Origin of the sequence: Kushneria halocnemicola (assembly GCF_965650455.1) — a bacterium.
Taxonomy (GTDB): domain Bacteria; phylum Pseudomonadota; class Gammaproteobacteria; order Pseudomonadales; family Halomonadaceae; genus Kushneria.
Genome location: NZ_OZ287968.1, coordinates 311,351 through 328,762, shown reverse-complemented (window position 1 = coordinate 328,762; position 17,412 = coordinate 311,351). Strand labels below are relative to the sequence as shown.

Genomic DNA, 17,412 nt, shown 5'->3' with positions numbered 1-17,412 from the left:
CTTGCCGGGCGATGCCAATGACAGCGGCGAGTCTAGCATGAAGCCGTCAGACCTCGCGCCTTTGCAGCAGTCCTCGTGTGCTTTCGCGCGTCGCGTTAAGGTAGCCCCTGAATCACGGGACAAGGCCGCCATGAGACTGCGCACGACCATACTGCTGACCATTATCTGCCCGCTGCTGTTGACGCTGATCACCTTCAGCGCCGTAGCGCTGTGGGTGCTGGAAGACAACATGCAGCAGCGTCAGCAGGAAGAGGTGCGACTTATTGCCCATGGCATACGTCTGCCCCTGACCCAGGCACTGGCCCAAAAGGATGCCCGCGCCCTGCAGGAGGGCCTGAGCACCACCTTTTCACTCTCAAGGCTTTATGGCGCCTTTATCCTGTCGCCGTCGGGACAGCAGATGGCCGGTGTCGGCCTAGCCGGCGGTCTGCAGGATGACACCCTGCTGCAAAAGGCCATCGATACCGCCCGGGATGCGGGCGGCTACTCGCAGCAGGGTGGGCAAAACTTTTACACCTACCTGCTGCCCCTGACGAACGCCCATGGCGAGGTGCTGGGCATTTTGCAGATCAACCGGCTGGCCACCGGCATCGAGCGCTACATGAGCCTGATGACCACCGTGGCGCTGTTGCTGGCCGCCCTTGTGGGCATTCTGGTCGTGCTGATGGTCTGGTGGGGATTTCGCCGCTATGTGGACCGCCCGGTCAACCGCCTCTATCGCAGTATGAAGGCCGTCCAGGGCGGCAATCGCCTGCATCGAATAACCCCGGGCGGCGCGCGGGAATTTCGTGAACTCGGTGAGGCGTTCAACGCCATGCTCGACGCCGTGGCCCACAAGGAGCGCGAGGTTCGCGAGCAGCAACAGCAGCAGCTCGAGCTGGAGCGCAACCTGAAAAAATCCCGCCGCCTGGCCGAAATCGGCGTACTGGCGGCAGGGGTCGCTCATGAACTCGGCTCGCCGCTGACGGTCATTGATGGACAGGTGCAGCGTCTACAGCGCCGCGAGGACCTCTGCGATGACGCTCGCCAGCGCCTGACACGCATCAGACACGAAACCCGACGCATGGAGGATACCGTACGCCAGCTGCTGGACATGGGTCGCCGGCATACGCTGTGCCCGGCGCAGCACTCGCTGGGCCGGATGATCGGCGAGGCAGAGCAGCTCGCACGTGATGCGCTGCACCTTGAACGAACGCACCCGCAGCTTGTGACTCATCTGCCGACAAGGGATGCCCTGACCGTGGATCGACAGCGCTTTCAACAGCTGCTCGATAACCTGGTCAGAAACGCCTTTCAGGCCGGCAGCCAACGGGTGGCCATCTCGGCGGACTACTCCGCACAGGGCGTGGTACTTCGCATCGAGGATGACGGCCCTGGTATCGAGGCGGACCACCGCAGCCGGATCTTTGACCCCTTCTACACCACTCGGGGGGCCGGCAAGGGCAGCGGGCTGGGGCTGACCATCGTTTATCGGGTGGTCGAGGATCACGGCGGACGAATCGCACTGGAAGAAAGCCCGCTCGGCGGCGCCGCCTTTATCATCACCCTGCCCGCCGAAACGCTGCGCCCTCCCGATGTCGGCGCCGGTGTTGACCCAACCAGCGACGGCCACGCGCCGCCCCATTCGGACGAAGGAGAAGAGGCCATGCCGGGACATCACGGCCATGACTGATCGCATTTTGATTGTCGAAGACGACCCGGCCATTCTTGAGCTTCTGACCGAAGAGCTCGAGGAAGCCGGCCATGGCGTCACCGGTGTCGACAGCGCCGAGCAGGCAATGGCGCTGGTTGATACCGGCTTTGATGTCATCATCAGCGATATCCGCCTGCCGGGCATGGATGGCCTGACCCTGCTGGAATCGCTGGCGCAGCAGCCCGACCGCCCCGCCATGATCATCATTACAGCCTTTGGCAGCATCGAGCAGGCGGTGGACGCCCTGCAGCGCGGCGCAGACGATTTCCTGACCAAGCCGCTGGACCTTGATCAGGTCCGCGCCAGTGTCGCCCGACTGACACAGCGACGTGCCCTGACGACGCATCAGCAGACCCGCGAAACACGCGACACCGTTCACCTGGACGCGCTCTCGAGCTGCACCCCCGCCATGGCCCGGCTGTTTGATCAGGCAAGAACACTGGCAGCGCAGCAGGCCGCCGTGCTGATCCAGGGGGAAAGCGGCACCGGCAAGGAGCTTCTGGCCCATGCCCTGCATCGTGAAGGCCCTCGCCGGGAGGGTCCGTTTGTCGCCGTCAACTGCGCCAGCATCGCGCCGGATGTGCTGGAAAGCGAGTGTTTTGGCCACGTCAGGGGGGCCTTTACGGGCGCCATTGCCCACCGTCGCGGCCTGTTTCAGCAGGCCCATGGCGGGACGCTTTTTCTCGATGAAGTCGGTGACATGCCGCTCGCCCTGCAGGCCAAGCTGCTGCGTGTGCTGCAAACGCACTGCATCAGGCCCGTGGGCAGTGAGGAGGAACACCAGGTTGATATTCGCATCATAGCGGCGACCAACCGCCCTCTCGCAGAGCTCATCGAGGCAGGCCGTTTTCGCGAAGACCTGTTTTATCGACTGGAAACCTTCAGCCTGACCCTGCCCCCTCTGCGCGACCGCCCCGCCGACATTCCCCTGCTGGCGGCGCATTTCATCGAGCGTTACAGCCGGGAACAGGGACGCAGTAACATGACCCTGTCCCCTTCAGCGCTGTCACTGCTGTGGGCCTACTCCTTTCCCGGCAATGTCAGGGAGCTGGACAACGCCATGCTGCGGGCCGTCACGCTTGCCCGGACTGACGTACTGGAACCCGATGACTTTCCCGAGCGCTTTCGATGTGCGGTCACCGCCAGCGACACGCCAGATGCCCGGACACAGGAGTGGCTCAGTCTTGAACAGATGGAGCAGCGCTATATTCAGCGGGTGCTTGATGCCGTTGATGGCAACAAGCGCCGTGCAGCCGAAATACTGGGTATCGGGCGCAAGACGCTGTATCGCCGTCTCGAGGAGCGGGACGCGCCCTGACCTGTCACCCCGGCCGGGCGCCGGGGCACATGCCAGGCGCTAGCCGGAGGCCAGCGTATACTTGCGCTGGCGACGTTCACGGCGACGCTGGCGTCGCTCGGAGAGCACGGCGGGGTCTCCCAGACACAGTAGCCGCGTCCAGGCGTTACGCCGCACCAGCAGATAAAGCGTCATCGGCAGTCCCATCATCAAAAGCCAGCGCGGGCCCAGCGCTTCCACCACGCCATATTGATCAAGGGTAACCTGAATGCTCAGGTGCAAAAACATGATCACCATGGAGGCCTCGCCGACCACCGCCACGGCCCTTGAAACGACCGGCAAGCGCGCGAGCTGACGTGACAGCACCATCAGCACCAGTGTGATGGCAAGAGCTGCCAGCAGGCTCACTACCGGCATGCCGTAGTCGGCATACTTCATGTCCATCTTGAAGTGCGGATTGGCCTGCACCAGCCACAGGGAGAGCAGCCCGGCCAGAATGGCCGGCAACAGGACACGCGGCTTTTCGATCTCGAGTTGATAATGCGCCACCAGATAGCCCAGATAAAAACAGGGCGCGGCCATCAGGACCACGTTGAGATTGCCGATCAGCCAGAGCTCTCTGAAAAACCATTGATTTATCGTGGCAAGCCCGAGCATGGCCAGCATGATGCCCCCCGTGGCCCGCACCGACAGGCGGGTCAGCAGCACGTTGACCAGCTGCTGTGTCGCCCAGAAACAGGTGACAAACCAGAACGGTGCCAGCCCCGAGATCAGCGCCCGCCCGCCCAGCACCATGTCAAACAGCGCACTGGAAAGCGTTCGATAATCCCCCAGCGCCTGATGAAGCGTCGGCGCGTACAAAAGCAGCATGAAAAAGCCGTAGGGCACCAGCAGGTGCAGGCTTTTACGGCCGAGATAGGCTCTGAGGTCGGCACTGGGTCTGAAGAGATAGCCGGCAATGATGAAAAAAAGCGGCATGTGGAACACAAAGAGGAAATTGCGCCAGAACCCGGACGTCATGTGGGCATAGACCACCATCATGATGCCGAGCCCTTTCAGGATGTTGATCCATTCAAGTTTTTTAACCATGGGCAGCCACTGTTCGTTGACGTCATTGCTCCAGACAGGAGCAACGTTCATGCCAACATGGCGCGCCGCAACAATAAAACCCTAAACCGTTGTTTTATAAATTCTTTTCGTCAAAATCGTGATAATGGTGTTACTGAAGACATTTCTGCACCATGTGTCACGGCGACACATGGGTTGCCACGACACACATCATCAACGGGTCAAAACGACACACATCACGGCCATCATCAATCCCGGGGTGGCAGCAGATGGGCCAGCTCCCACTCCTTCATGCGCTGATAGACCAGCTCACGCGTCTCGGTCAATGAATGCAGCGCCAGCACATCGCTGACCAGATTCTGCGCCCCTTCCATGGAAACACGGCGTATCGCGGCCCGCACGCGTGAAAGATTGGGCGCGTTCATCGACAGCACTCGATAGCCCATGCCCATCAGCAGCAGTGCACCGATCGGGTCACCAGCCAGCTCGCCACACACCGAGGCGGACATGTTCAGCCGCCGGCTTTCGCGGGCGATATGATCCAGCGCCCTGAGCACCGCCGGCTGACAGGCATCATAAAGGCTTGAGACGCGCGCGTTGTTGCGATCCACGGCCAGCAGATACTGAATCAGATCGTTGCTGCCTACCGAGAAGAAATCAACGCGCTCTGCCAGCGCCTCCAGCTGATAGATCACGGCCGGCACTTCCAGCATGACGCCCAGCAGCGGGCGCTCTACCTGAACACCGTCGTCGCGCAGTTCCTGGATGGCACGATCCAACAGTCGACAGACCGTATCGACCTCCTCGACGCTGGTGACCATCGGCAGCAGGATACGCAGGTTGTCCAGCCCTTCGGCGGCCCTGAGCATGGCGCGAAGCTGCACCATCAGCACCTCGGGATGGTCCAGCGTCACCCGAATGCCGCGCCAGCCCAGAAAGGGATTGTCTTCCTCGATGGGAAAATAGGGCAGCGATTTGTCGCCGCCGATATCAAGCGTGCGCATGACCACCGGCAATGGCGCAAAGCCCTGAAGCTGCTCGCGATAGATCCGCGTCTGCTCTTTCTCGCTGGGAAAGCGCTGATGCATCATGAAGGGCACTTCGGTGCGATAAAGCCCCACCCCATCAATGCGCGCGGCGGGCGAGCCGCTCATTTCCACGGCAAGCCCCGTATTGATCATCAGCCGGATGCGAAACCCGTCGCTGGTTTCACTGGGCAGGGACTGCTCGCTTTCAAGCATCGAGGTAAGCGCTTCCTCCTCCTCGATCATGCTCTCGTAGCGCACCAGCAGATCCGGCTGCGGCCGCAGGATCAGCCGGCCACGATAGCCATCCACGATCATGGGCGTGCCGGCCAGTCGGGAAATGGGCAGATCGTTCATGCCCATGACGGCCGGAATGCCCATGGCGCGTGCCAGAATCGCCACGTGTGAGGTGCTCGAGCCCCGCAGCGCCACCAGACCGGCCAGCTTTTCACGCGGAATTTCACCAAGCTGCGCAGCGCTGATTTCGTCACCGACCAGAATGGTGCGATCGGGATAGACCGGCTTGCGGGCGCTGCTGTCCTTTTGCAGATGCGCCAGCACCCGGCGCCCCAGGTCGCGAATGTCTGCCGCGCGCTCGCGCAGGTAGTTGTCGTCCACGCGTTCGAGATAGTTGACGTGGCGCTGAACCACCCGTGACAGCGCATAGGGGGCCCACTGCCCTTCACGAATGCGTTTTTCGACCTCGTTGCCCAGCGCCGCGTCCCCCAGCATCTGCTGATAGACATCGAAAAGCGCCTGCTCCTGCGCCGAGATGCGGCTGGCCAGTCGCTCGGCCGCCTGGCGAATATCATGGCGCACGCAGTCGATGGCCTCGCGCAGGCGCAGCACCTCGGCCTCGATATCCTCGGGCACGCGCTCGGGGACTGCCTCGAGATTGGCCGAGGGCACCACCACAAAGGCCTCGCCAATAGCCATGCCCGGTGCGGCGGCAATGCCATTGAGAAGGGCCTGGGTACCGGGGTCACTCAATCGTGCCAGCGCCCCGGTCGACAGGGCATGCACCAGCACGCCGGCCAGCTGGGCGGCCATGGTGATCAAAAAGGCTTCTTCACCCTCGCCGAACTGGCGCTTCTCGCGCTGCTGGACGACCAGTACGCCCAGCACGCGACGCTGGTGAATGATGGGGACACCGAGAAAGCTTGAGTAGCGCTCCTCGCCGGTTTCAGCGAAGTAGCGAAAATGCGAATGTGACGGCGCCTCCTCGATATTGAGAGGCTCTTCGCGCTGACCGACAAGCCCCACAAGGCCCTCACCCGGCTTCAGGGTGACCTGTCCGATGGCGGAGGCATTCAGCCCGATGGTGTCCATCAGGATGAAGCAGTCACGCTCGTCATCGCGCAGATACACCGAGCAGACATCGGTCTGCATTGCCTTGCGTATGCGCCGCACGATGATCGACAGCGCCGCATCCAGGCTGCGAGCGCCGTTGACCTCCTGAACGATGCGGCGAAGAATTTCGAGCATGGCGTTATATTTTCATCCCTGTATATCTGCCATGTCCGGGCCCCCGAGCGAAAGCAGGCACCCGACCATGTCAATGGCCGCTATTGGCCGGCCGCATCCACCGAATTCTCTCCCGGCAAACGCGGCGCCAGCTCTCGCAGGGCGCGCCGATAGACGTCACGCTTGAAAGACACTACCTGACCCAGAGGATACCAGTAACTGACCCACTTCCAGCCGTCAAACTCGGGCTTGGGCGTGGTATCCACACAGATGCTTGATTCCTGACATCGCATGCGCAGCAAAAACCATTTCTGCTTCTGGCCGATGCAAAGCGGGCGCGAATGGGTGCGAATCAGTCCCTTTGGCAGTCGATATCTGAGCCAGCCACGCGTGCAGGCCAGTATATCGACGTCATCGGGATGCAGGCCGATCTCCTCTTTCAGTTCTCGATACAAGGCGTCATGAGGTGTCTCATCTTCCTTGATCCCACCCTGTGGAAATTGCCATGCATTCTGTCCTACCCGTCGTGCCCACAGTACCTGGCCGCCGCAGTTGGCAATAATGATGCCAACGTTGGGCCGGAAACCGTCGGGATCGATCACGACTTGTCACCTTTTGAAAATAGATTACAGGCATTCTTCCACAAAGCGCGAAAGCGCATCAATACGCGGCGCAACGCCAAAGGCGTGTTGTGGCACATATTAAAGCGCTGTCATCTTTGTAATAATGAAACCGCAACAATCGACATCTTGCCTTTGATGGGAGCTCCCCCCTTGACGCTGGCCATATTTGATCTCGACAACACGCTGCTTGGCGGCGACAGCGATCACGCCTGGAACGATTTTCTGGTGGAACAGGGCATTGTCGATCGCGACCATTTTCGTCGTGAAAACGACCGCTTTCATCGCGCCTACGATGAAGGCACGCTGAATATTCACGACTATCTGGCCTTTGCGCTCGACCCGTTGACTCGCCACACCAGAGAGGCGCTTGATGAATTGCATCAGCGTTTCATGGCGGAGCGTATCGAGCCCATTATCCTGTCTCGGGGCGAGGCGCTCGTGGAAAAACACCGCGCTCGCGGCGACCGCCTTTTGATCATTACAGCCACCAATCGCTTTGTTACCGGCCCTATCGCAAAAAGACTCGGCATCGAGCATCTGATTGCCGTGGAGCCCGAGATGCAGGAAGGTCGCTACACCGGACGCATCACGGGAACCCCCAGCTTTCGCGAAGGCAAGATTACCCGGCTGCAGCAGTGGCTTGGCGAACATGACGTCTCGCTTGAGGGGGCCTTTTTCTACAGTGACTCTCAAAACGACCTGCCGCTGCTTGAGCGGGTCGATAACCCGGTCGCGGTCGACCCCGACCCGATTCTTGCCGATATCGCCGGCAAGCGCGGCTGGCAAATCATTACCCTGCGGGATCGCGACGAACGGCGTGATTCCCTATAATCGACATATCCATCGCGGAGTGTGTCACTTTGACACCACTGGCTGAATCGGCAGACACCCCGATACGATCCGTTTAGACCGCACTACCGGTTGCGGATCGGCCAGTGGAAGTGCCGTTTGACCCAGCGTGTCCTGTTTGTCACTCATCCTTTTGCGACGTTGACGCTGCGGTGTGTAAAGACCCCGTGTCATGTCGGGCTGATGGATCAGGACGCAAATCTCGCATCAAACCGAGCGTGAGAAGCCATGGCAGCAACGACGTATGATGTCCTTATCGTGGGTGGCGGCGTATCAGGCACTGCCCTTTTGTATGAACTGGCCCGATATACGGATCTGAACGCCATCGGTCTGGTCGAGAAGTATGACAAGGTTGCCATCGTCAATTCGCATGGTCGCAACAACAGTCAGACCATCCACTGTGGCGATATCGAGACCAACTACACGCTGGAAAAGGCGCGCACCACCAAGCGCACCGCCGGCATGGTGGTCAACTTCGGCACCAAGCTTGCCGACGAAGAACGCGATAACATTATCTATCGCTATCCGAAGATGGTGCTCGGTATTGGCGACAAGCAGTGTGATTTCCTGCGCAAGCGCTTTGATACCTTCAGCGAACTCTTTCCTGAAATGCGCCTTCTTGAGCGCGAAGACATCGCCGCTCAGGAACCCAGGGTGGTGGAGGGACGTGATCCGGCCGAGAAGATTCTGGCACTGGGCTCGCCCAACGAGTATACGGCCGTCAACTACACCACGCTGTCAGAAGCGTTTGTTAAATATGCCGAGCAGGATGCCGCGAAAAAGGGCATGACCTGTGACATGCACCTGTCGACGCCGGTGCACAAGATCGAAAAGGAAGGCGATCTCTTCAAGGTCACCACGCCCAACAAGGGCACCCTGCAGGCGCGCTATGTGGTGGTGGCCGCCGGCGGCCATTCGCTGCTGTTCGCCCATCAGATGGGCTATGGCCTCGACAAGTCCTGCCTGCCGATGGCCGGGTCGTTTTATTTCACACCGAAGGTGCTCAACGGCAAGGTCTATACCATCCAGAACGAGAACCTGCCCTTTGCCGCCGTTCACGGCGACCCGGACGTTCTGGTCGATGGCAAGACCCGCTTCGGACCAACGGCACTGATGCTGCCGCTGCTTGAGCGCTACAACAACAAGACCTTTACGGAATTTCTGCGCGTTTTCCGCTTTGACAGCAGCGTGGCGAAAGTCTTCTGGGACCTGCTCAAGGTGCGCGACATCCGCAACTACGTCTTCAAGAACTTCATGTATGAAGTGCCGGTATTGCGTGAGAAGCTTTTCTATCAAAGCATCAAGAGCATCGTGCCAGGCCTTCGTCCCGAGGACGTCGAATTTGCCAAGGGTTTTGGCGGCGTACGGCCGCAGCTGATCGACAAGACGGCCAAAAAGCTGGTCATGGGTGAAGCCAAGATCGATCCCGGCACCGGCATCGTGTTCAACATGACACCCTCCCCCGGCGGCACCAGTTGTCTGGGCAATGCCGAAAAGGATCTGTATCTGGCGCAGCAGTTTCTGGGCTTCAACATCGACAAGGACGCTTTCGAGCGCGATCTCCTTATGGGAGAAGTCGAGCTTCGAGGCCTTGATGAGGCCCCGCAAATGTCGCCCGAGAAGTCTTCTCATGGCGAGGATCTCGACCACGAGCGGGAAAAGGAAAAAGCAGGTAAAAGCGTCGGCCCCGAGGCCTGAACCGCCCGACGACCGACACAAAAAAGGCACCCATGGGGGTGCCTTTTTTACGTCAGCAGAAGGCGGCCATTGGCCGCGCTCTTTCAGGCAGCGCTTTTGAGACGCTGACGCTGTATCGAAGCGACTATCAGAGCAAGCGTTATGAGCGCCAGTACGATGAACCCGACCAGTGTCCACCCGGGCAGTGATACGCCCAGAAAGCTGCCTTCAATGTCGGCGCACTCACCCGAGGCGCTCAGCACGGTGGCAATCACGCTTTTAAGCGGCAGCACTTCCATCATGTAATCCAGCCCCGGCCCACAGCTGGGAACCTGATCGGCGGGAAGGCTCTGCAGCCACACATGTCGACCGGCCAGAAACATGCCGGCACCGGCACCGATCAGCGCCAGCACGCCATACACGCTGCCACCCCATCCTCTGGGATTGTGCAGCGCACCGATGACAAGAGGCACCAGCGCCGCCAGCACGGCAACGCGCTGGAAGGTACACAGCGGGCAGGGTTCCAGCCCGAAGCCGTACTGCAGCACCAGCGCGAAGGCCAGCATGAAAATACAAAAGGCGCTGCCAGCAAGACACCACTGACGTGCTGACCGGTTCAACAGGTTCGACATGCGTTGCTCCACCAGTTTACGTTGTCGTTTCGTTATGAGGCGCCATTGTTGACCTTCAATCGGCGCGCATGTTCGAAATAACGCTGCAAAAAGGTCGGAAAATCAACATCGTCACTGTCTTCGGTCTCACGCTGTTGCTGGTGAGAGGTCTCCACCAGCTGATCCAGCAGCGCGTCACGCGCCGTGTCCATCGGCGTATTTGCAAACCACTGCGCGTGCTCGCGCGCCCGTTCCAGTGACCAGGTCACGAAGTCACTGCCGCTGTCGCGCATCTGCTGATGCATACGCCCGGCAGGTGTCCTCTCGGGATGATGAATGAGCGCACGCAGCTCGGTCAGTGCCGCCTGATGAGGCGCTGCTTCATCGGCGCTGTCCATCAGTTCGGCGATCGGCGCCATGGCGTCGAATATCTCTTCCAGACACTCATGCAAAGGGCGATCACCGCTGGCGAAGGAGAGCATCAGCGAGGCATCGCGACCGCTGCGCACCACATGCGCCCGGTTATCGTCGAGGCGGTCACACTCCTCATCGCTGATCCATGGGCTTGGCGAGAGCAGACACCAGACCAGGAACGTATCGATAAAGTGGATCTGCTGCTCATCGATACCCAGCGGCGTGAAGGGATTGAGATCCAGACAGCGCACTTCGATGTATTCAACGCCACGTGACTCCATCGCCTGGGTCGGCGTTTCGTCATGGCGCGCCACTCGTTTGGGGCGAATATCGCTGTAATACTCGTTTTCGATCTGCAGCATATTGGCATTAAGCTGACGCCACTCGCCCTCTTTCTCGACGCCTTCACGCTCATAGTCCGGCCATGGCGTGACGATGGCATGGCGCAGAGTACCGATATAGTTTTCAAGCGAGTTGAAACAGATGCGCAGCTGCGACTGCACCTTGTTTTGATAGCCCAGATCGCTCATGCGAAGCGTGGAAGCGGTATCCGAGGCCAGCGTTTGTTGACCATGGGCATACAATCCGGCATCGCGGCCTTCAAGAAAGCTGCGATCCACGGCAGGCGAGGCGCCGAACAGATACATCAAAACCCAGCTGTTGCGGCGAAAGTTTCGAATCAGATCGAAATAGGCCCGCGAACGAAACGACTGCGCCGAAACGGCCTGCTGACCGTCGATCTCCTGGAGATGCGTCCAGAGCTCGTCGGGCAGCGAAAAGTTGTAATGGATACCGGCAATCGACTGCATGATGCGCCCATAGCGCATATCCAGGCCGTTGCGATAGACCCGCTTCATGGTACCCACATTGGAGTTGCCATAATCGGCGATCGGCACGCTGTCGTTGCCATCGAGCTCGGCGGGCATACTGGAAGGCCAGATCAGCTCCTGTCCCAGATAGCGGTAGCTGTAGCGATGAAGATCCTCCAGAAAGGCCAGCGCATCCGACGGCCGGGAGAACACCGGCGTAATGTACTCCAGAAGCGATTCTGAATAGTCGGTCGTGATATAGGGGTGGGTCAGCTTTGAGCCCAGAGCATGCGGATGAGGCGTCGAAACGATACGCCCTCGAGAATCCACGCGCAGACCTTCCTTTTCAATGCCCCGGCGAATGCGGCCAAAAAGGCCCTGCTGCGCCGGTGCGCTCAATCCATCGATGCGGCGAGTGAATTGCTCGGACAAGGTTGAACACCTTCTCTTGCGGGAGCCCGCGCACAGACGATCTGATCGTGCGCATGTCGGCGTATTGCCGACGCGGGGCTCCGGAACTGTTTTCGTCGTCCAGCGACTGCTGACACTGCATCAGTCAGACACCGGCATCTGCCAATAGTGCGCTCATTATGAAGCGCCACCCGGGCCTTTCAAGCGCCAAAGTGTGCATGCTAACGAGTCTATCATGTCAGCGCCGGCCATCGCCTGACTTGCCGGCACCTGCCTTGAGTAGCGCCGCGCCCAGGGCGCCGACCGGCTCCTGTGAAGCAGCCTTCTCCTTGCCGCGCCCCTGAGACCTGCCGCCATCGCGGCGCCCTGCCCCTGCGGCACTTTTGTCCTGTTCGGTATCAGGCGTGTCATCCAGGCGCATGGACAGCGCAATGCGCTGGCGCGCCTGATCCACGCTCATGACCTTGACCCTGACCACATCGCCGGCCTTGACCACCGACCGCGGGTCCTGCACGAACTGATGCGACAGCGCCGAAATGTGCACCAGACCGTCCTGATGAACCCCGACATCCACAAACGCACCGAAGTGGGTGACGTTGGTAATCACCCCTTCCAGCACCATGTTGGGTACAAGGTCGCTGACCTTTTCCACACCGTCCTGAAACTTCGCGGCACGAAACTCGGGACGCGGATCACGCCCGGGCTTTTGCAGCTCCTTTAAAAGATCGCTCACCGTCGGCAGCCCGAAGCGCTCATCGACATACTCATCGGGCCGGACGCTGCGCAGAAAATCGCTGTCGCCAATCAGGGTTTGCAGATTGCGACGACTGGCACGCGCGATCCGCTCGGCCAGTGGATACGCTTCGGGGTGTACCGCCGAGGCATCCAGCGGATTGCTGCCGCCACTGATGCGCAAAAAGCCGGCGCACTGTTCAAAGGTTTTGGGCCCCAGACGCGTCACCTCGAGAATCTGGCGACGATTATCAAAGGCCCCATGACTGTCGCGCCAGGCCACGATATTGTCGGCAAGCGTCGTATTCAGCCCGGACACGCGCGCCAGAAGCGCCGACGAGGCTGTATTGAGGTCCACCCCCACAGCGTTGACGCAATCCTCCACCACGGCGTCCAGCGAGCGCGCCAGCATCAGCTGCGACACGTCGTGCTGATACTGACCCACCCCGATGGATTTGGGATCAATCTTGACCAGCTCGGCCAGCGGGTCCTGCAACCGTCGCGCAATCGACACGGCACCACGAATGGTGACATCCAGCTCCGGCAGCTCGCGCGAGGCAAACTCCGAGGCCGAATAGACCGAGGCACCCGCCTCGCTCACCATGACCCGGGCAATGTCGCACCCCTTGAGTCGTTCCAGCAGATCGGCGGCCAGCCGGTCGGTTTCGCGGCTGGCGGTACCGTTGCCGATGGCGACCAGTCCGACATCGTGTTTCTTGCACAGCTCTGTCAGCGTGACAAGCGAGGCGTCCCACTGGTTTCGCGGCGCATGGGGATAAATAGCGGTGTGATCCAGCACTTTCCCTGTGGCATCCAAGACCGCCACCTTGACGCCGGTACGCAGCCCGGGGTCGAGCCCGAGCGTGGCACGGGCCCCGGCAGGGGCTGCCAGCAGCAGGTCCTTCAGGTTATCGGCAAAGACACTGATGGCTGTAGCTTCGGCCTGTTCACGCAGCTGACCCAGCAGCTCGGTTTCCAGATGCGTGTAGAGCTTGACCCGCCAGGTCCAGCGCACCACTTCCTTCAGCCAGCGATCGGCGGGGCGGGCCTGGTCCCTGATGCCAAATTCGCGAGCAATCTCGACCTCACAGGGGTGAACGCTGGCCTCCTCCTCGCCGGGCAGCTTGAGCGTCAGCCCCAGCACGCCCTCCTGACGGCCGCGAAACATGGCCAGCGCCCGATGCGAGGGCGTTTTGACGAGTTTTTCACGATGGTCAAAGTAATCCGAGAACTTGGCACCGCTGCTCTCCTGACCGGCAAGCATCGCGGAGACCAGCTCGGCCTCCTGCCACAGGCGCTCACGCAGTCGCCCGACCAGCGCCGGCGCTTCGGCAAAGCGCTCCATCAGGATCTGCCTGGCGCCATCGAGTGCGGTGCGGGCATCGCTAATGCCGTGTGCGTCATCAAGATAATCGACCGCCAGCGCCTCGGGCACCAGAGACGGGTCGTTCAAAAGGGCATCAGCCAGCGGTTCAAGCCCTGCCTCGCGCGCAATCTGCGCCTTGGTGCGGCGCTTTTTGCGATAGGGCAGATAAAGGTCTTCCAGACGCTGCTTGGTATCGGCGGCGAGAATGCTGGCGCGCAAATCATCGTCGAGCTTGCCCTGCTCCTCGATCGAGGCCAGCACGGTCGTGCGACGCTCGTCGAGCTCGCGCAGATAGCGCAGACGGCTCTCCAGAAGACGCAGCTGGCTGTCATCCAGCCCGCCGGTGACTTCCTTGCGATAGCGTGAAATGAACGGCACCGTGGCGCCTTCGTCCAGCAGGGCGATGGTGGCCTCGATCTGACCGGGACGAACAGCGCCCCCACCGGCGACGTCGGAAAGCTCTGTCGCCAGACGCGCTGCCATCGAAGAAATCTGTGTCATGAAAACGCCTTCCCTTTCAAACAGGGCGCCAGGGTATCACAAACCATGCGCAGACGGGACAACGCCGCCACCAGGCAACACCCGTAAAAATAGCGACAGCCCGAAGGCGGTCGCCATGATGGCCGGCGTCATGACGCAGGCGCTACCGAAACCGGCTGGCTCTACTTCTGAGCCAGGCTCGGCCCGGCACGGGTGATGGCATCATCCACCCCGTCGAAGCGGCTGAAGTTATCGATAAATTTCTGGATCAGAGCGCGGGCCTGCTCTTCAAAGGCCGTCTCGTCCTGCCAGGCGCTTCGCGGATCCAGCAGCGTTGAATCCACGCCCTTGACGGCAACGGGTACCGACAGATTGAGGCCGGGCAGTGTCACCGTCTCGGCCTCCTTGAGCTCGCCGCTCTGGATGGCACTGATGATGGCGCGGGTGGTGGGAATACTGAAACGCTTGCCACCCTGCCCGTAGGCGCCACCGGTCCAGCCCGTGTTGACCAGATAGACCCGGGAATCGAAGGCTTCGATGCGCTTGATCAAAAGCTCGGCGTACTCATGCGCCGGACGGGGGAAAAACGGCGCCCCAAAGCAGGTCGAAAAGGTCGCCTCCAGGGCGCTGCCGGCACCGATTTCGGTGGACCCGACCCGCGCGGTATAGCCGGACAGGAAATGATAGGCCGCCGCTTCACGCGAGAGAATCGACACCGGCGGCAGGACACCGCTCATGTCGCAGGTCAGAAACACGATGGCGCTCGGCTCGCCGGCCCGATTGTCCGCCGTTCGCTTGTCGACATGCTCCAGCGGATAGGCCGCCCGGGCGTTCTGGGTCAGCGAGGCATCGTCGTAGACGGGCTGACGAGACGCATCGAGCACCACGTTTTCAAGCACGGCCGGAAAGCGAATGGCCCGATAGATGATGGGCTCGTTTTTTTCGCTGAGATCGACGGTCTTGGCGTAGCAGCCGCCCTCGAGATTGAAAACGGTGCCCTCGCCCCAGCCATGCTCGTCGTCACCGATCAGATAGCGCGCCGGGTCGGCGGACAGCGTGGTCTTGCCGGTGCCGGAAAGACCGAAAAAGAGCGTGGTTTCACCGTTGTCTCCCACGTTGGCGCTGCAGTGCATGGGCAGCACGTCCTTTTCCGGCAGCAGAAAGTTCTGCACCGTGAACATCGCCTTTTTCATCTCGCCGGCGTAATGCATGCCGGCGATCAGTACTCGGCGGCGAGCAAAGTTGATAATGACCGTGCCGTCGGAGTGGGTGTGATCGCGCTCGGGCTGACAGACAAACTCCGGGGCGCTCATGATCTGCCACTCGCGCTTGTCACGGGGATTGAACGGCTGCGCCCGCACAAAGAGATTGCGTGCAAAAAGGCTGTGCCAGGCGTACTGGGCCATGACACGAATGGGGAGATAGTGCTCTGGGTCGGCGCCCACATGCAGCTCGGTCTCGAAAGCGCCCTTGTCGGCCAGAAACTCCTCGACCCGCTCCCACAGCGCATCAAAATGCTCAACGGCAAAGGGACGGTTAACGCTGCCCCAATCGATCTCGTGGCTGGTGGAGGGCTCATCGACGATATATCGGTCGACAGGAGAGCGCCCGGTACGACGTCCTGTTTCCGCGACCAGCGCGCCGTTGGCGGCAAGTTTTGCCTCACCGCGGGAGATGGCATGCTCTACCAGCTCGGCGGCACTTGCATTGATACGGGGGGTGCTCACATTCGTTGTCATGTCTATCCCGGGCATAAGCCGTTCTCTCTCGTTGGGCGCATGGGCAGTTGTTATCTGCCTCTGGCGTTATATTCCCGCATCGACAGGCGCTGCATAACGCGGCGCCTGTCGGCTGGGCAAGCGTATTATGAACAGATCGCTTCAGACGGAGAATGTATCACGCCGACTTTAAACGAAAAGGCACAGTACGCAGGAAAGCGCCCCTGTCCGGGAAAGACATCGATCAATGAAGCGTTGGCGAAGGCGCATCGGGTGATTCGATCAGCGCTTCGATATCGGCGGCGCTGAAGGTGTAATCGGTGTTACAGAAATGGCAGGTCGTGCTCAGCTCGCCCTGCTCCTCGATCACCGAACGCAATTCCTGCGCGCTGAGCTGATGCAGGGCACTGACAAATCGCTCGCGTGAGCAGGTGCAGCCAAAAGCAATGGGGTCCGGTTCGAACACCCGAATCTGCTCTTCATGGAACAAGCGCACCAGAATATCGCGCGCCGGCAGCTCCAGAAGCTCCTCGGACTTGAGCGTATCGGCCAGCATGTTGAGTCGTGGCCAGGCATCCACATCCTCGAGGCTGTCGTCTTCGGGCAGGGTCTGAAGCATCAGTCCTGCCGCATGCTCCTTCGAAGCAGACAGCCACAGACGGCTGGGCAGCTGCTCGGAGCGTTCGAAGTAGCTTTCAAGACACTGCGCCAGCGTGGCCGCCTCCAGTGCGACGATGCCCTGATAGCGCTGCCCCTCATGCGGGTCCAGCGTCATGACAATGTGGCCTTCGCCCATCAGTGCCTGAAGCGTTGCACCCTCTTCGGGCAGGGGCTGGTCCTCGGCAAGACGCGCGATCGCCCTCAGGCGCTGACCGTTCTCGTCATGGCCGGGGTTGGACTCCGCCATCAAAAGGCTGACCGGGCCATTGCCCTTGACCTCAAGGGTCAGCACGCCATCGAGCTTGATGGTGGCAGTCAGGAGTGCAACGGCTGCCAGCATTTCGCTGAGCTGGCGATTGACCACATCAGGATAGCCGTGGCGGTTGATGATGTCCCGGCAGGTGTCGTCGGCCTTGACCAGCTCACCGCGGACATTGGTGTCGTCAAAGATAAAGCGTTGAATATGATCCATGGGTCGCTCGATAGGGAAAAGAGGTGATCGGCGCGGCAGACAT

General features: G+C 60.6%; 12 protein-coding genes. 4 read left to right on the top strand and 8 right to left on the bottom strand.

The genetic code is table 11. The features are described from left to right. Positions 1-130 precede the first annotated feature (130 nt). Positions 131-1,672: an ATP-binding protein gene (locus tag ACS92L_RS01375; RefSeq protein ID WP_438766527.1), complete on the top strand. Its 1,542-nt coding sequence runs from the start codon at positions 131-133 to the stop codon at positions 1,670-1,672. Then, positions 1,665-3,011 carry a sigma-54-dependent transcriptional regulator gene (locus tag ACS92L_RS01370; protein WP_438766526.1) on the top strand — a complete coding sequence of 449 codons (1,347 nt, stop codon included), beginning with the start codon at positions 1,665-1,667 and terminating at the stop codon, positions 3,009-3,011. Before ACS92L_RS01375 ends, ACS92L_RS01370 begins: the two co-directional genes overlap by 8 nt. A 39-nt stretch (positions 3,012-3,050) precedes the next feature. Here the strand turns inward: ACS92L_RS01370 and ACS92L_RS01365 are convergent, their stop codons facing one another. The 3 genes from ACS92L_RS01365 to ACS92L_RS01355 form a co-directional block, all read right to left on the bottom strand. Beyond that, positions 3,051-4,130, bottom strand: a complete 1,080-nt coding sequence (locus tag ACS92L_RS01365; RefSeq protein ID WP_438766525.1) for an acyltransferase family protein — start codon at positions 4,128-4,130, stop codon at positions 3,051-3,053. A gap of 176 nt (positions 4,131-4,306) precedes the next feature. Further along, entirely contained in the window at positions 4,307-6,568 is a 2,262-nt protein-coding gene (gene ptsP / locus ACS92L_RS01360; protein ID WP_438766524.1) for a phosphoenolpyruvate--protein phosphotransferase, read from the bottom strand. Between the two features lie 80 nt (positions 6,569-6,648). Beyond that, complete coding sequence (locus tag ACS92L_RS01355) at positions 6,649-7,149, bottom strand: RNA pyrophosphohydrolase (RefSeq protein ID WP_438766523.1); 501 nt, start codon at positions 7,147-7,149, stop codon at positions 6,649-6,651. 171 nt (positions 7,150-7,320) lie between these two features. Between ACS92L_RS01355 and ACS92L_RS01350 the strand changes: the two genes are divergently transcribed. Continuing rightward, the gene (locus ACS92L_RS01350) at positions 7,321-8,001 is read left to right on the top strand and encodes an HAD family hydrolase (RefSeq protein WP_438766522.1); all 681 of its coding nucleotides are present in this window, start codon (positions 7,321-7,323) and stop codon (positions 7,999-8,001) included. Positions 8,002-8,247: 246 nt separating this feature from the next. After that, positions 8,248-9,717, top strand: coding sequence for an FAD-dependent oxidoreductase (locus tag ACS92L_RS01345; protein WP_438766521.1), 1,470 nt, complete (start codon positions 8,248-8,250; stop codon positions 9,715-9,717). A gap of 83 nt (positions 9,718-9,800) precedes the next feature. Here ACS92L_RS01345 and ACS92L_RS01340 read toward each other — a convergent pair whose 3' ends face one another. From ACS92L_RS01340 to hslO, 5 genes are all read right to left on the bottom strand, one after another. Next, positions 9,801-10,328: a disulfide bond formation protein B gene (locus ACS92L_RS01340; protein ID WP_438766520.1), complete on the bottom strand. Its 528-nt coding sequence runs from the start codon at positions 10,326-10,328 to the stop codon at positions 9,801-9,803. A gap of 32 nt (positions 10,329-10,360) precedes the next feature. Continuing rightward, positions 10,361-11,962 carry a glutamate--cysteine ligase gene (gene gshA, locus ACS92L_RS01335; protein ID WP_438766519.1) on the bottom strand — a complete coding sequence of 534 codons (1,602 nt, stop codon included), beginning with the start codon at positions 11,960-11,962 and terminating at the stop codon, positions 10,361-10,363. 217 nt (positions 11,963-12,179) lie between these two features. Further along, positions 12,180-14,540: a Tex family protein gene (locus tag ACS92L_RS01330; protein ID WP_438766518.1), complete on the bottom strand. Its 2,361-nt coding sequence runs from the start codon at positions 14,538-14,540 to the stop codon at positions 12,180-12,182. A 161-nt stretch (positions 14,541-14,701) separates the two neighbouring features. Continuing rightward, on the bottom strand, positions 14,702-16,258 hold the full coding sequence (locus ACS92L_RS01325) for a phosphoenolpyruvate carboxykinase (RefSeq protein WP_438766517.1): 1,557 nt from the start codon (positions 16,256-16,258) through the stop codon (positions 14,702-14,704). Between the two features lie 223 nt (positions 16,259-16,481). Next, entirely contained in the window at positions 16,482-17,369 is an 888-nt protein-coding gene (gene hslO / locus ACS92L_RS01320) for an Hsp33 family molecular chaperone HslO (RefSeq protein WP_438766516.1), read from the bottom strand. Positions 17,370-17,412: the final 43 nt, after the last annotated feature.

Coding starts and splice junctions, on each gene's coding strand:
- ptsP (WP_438766524.1), bottom strand. CDS start 6,568: ATGCTCGAAATTCTTCGCCGCATCGTTCAGGAGGTCAACGGCGCTCGC.
- ACS92L_RS01325 (WP_438766517.1), bottom strand. CDS start 16,258: ATGACAACGAATGTGAGCACCCCCCGTATCAATGCAAGTGCCGCCGAG.
- ACS92L_RS01365 (WP_438766525.1), bottom strand. CDS start 4,130: ATGAACGTTGCTCCTGTCTGGAGCAATGACGTCAACGAACAGTGGCTG.
- ACS92L_RS01370 (WP_438766526.1), top strand. CDS start 1,665: ATGACTGATCGCATTTTGATTGTCGAAGACGACCCGGCCATTCTTGAG.
- ACS92L_RS01330 (WP_438766518.1), bottom strand. CDS start 14,540: ATGACACAGATTTCTTCGATGGCAGCGCGTCTGGCGACAGAGCTTTCC.
- hslO (WP_438766516.1), bottom strand. CDS start 17,369: ATGGATCATATTCAACGCTTTATCTTTGACGACACCAATGTCCGCGGT.
- ACS92L_RS01340 (WP_438766520.1), bottom strand. CDS start 10,328: ATGTCGAACCTGTTGAACCGGTCAGCACGTCAGTGGTGTCTTGCTGGC.
- ACS92L_RS01345 (WP_438766521.1), top strand. CDS start 8,248: ATGGCAGCAACGACGTATGATGTCCTTATCGTGGGTGGCGGCGTATCA.
- ACS92L_RS01375 (WP_438766527.1), top strand. CDS start 131: ATGAGACTGCGCACGACCATACTGCTGACCATTATCTGCCCGCTGCTG.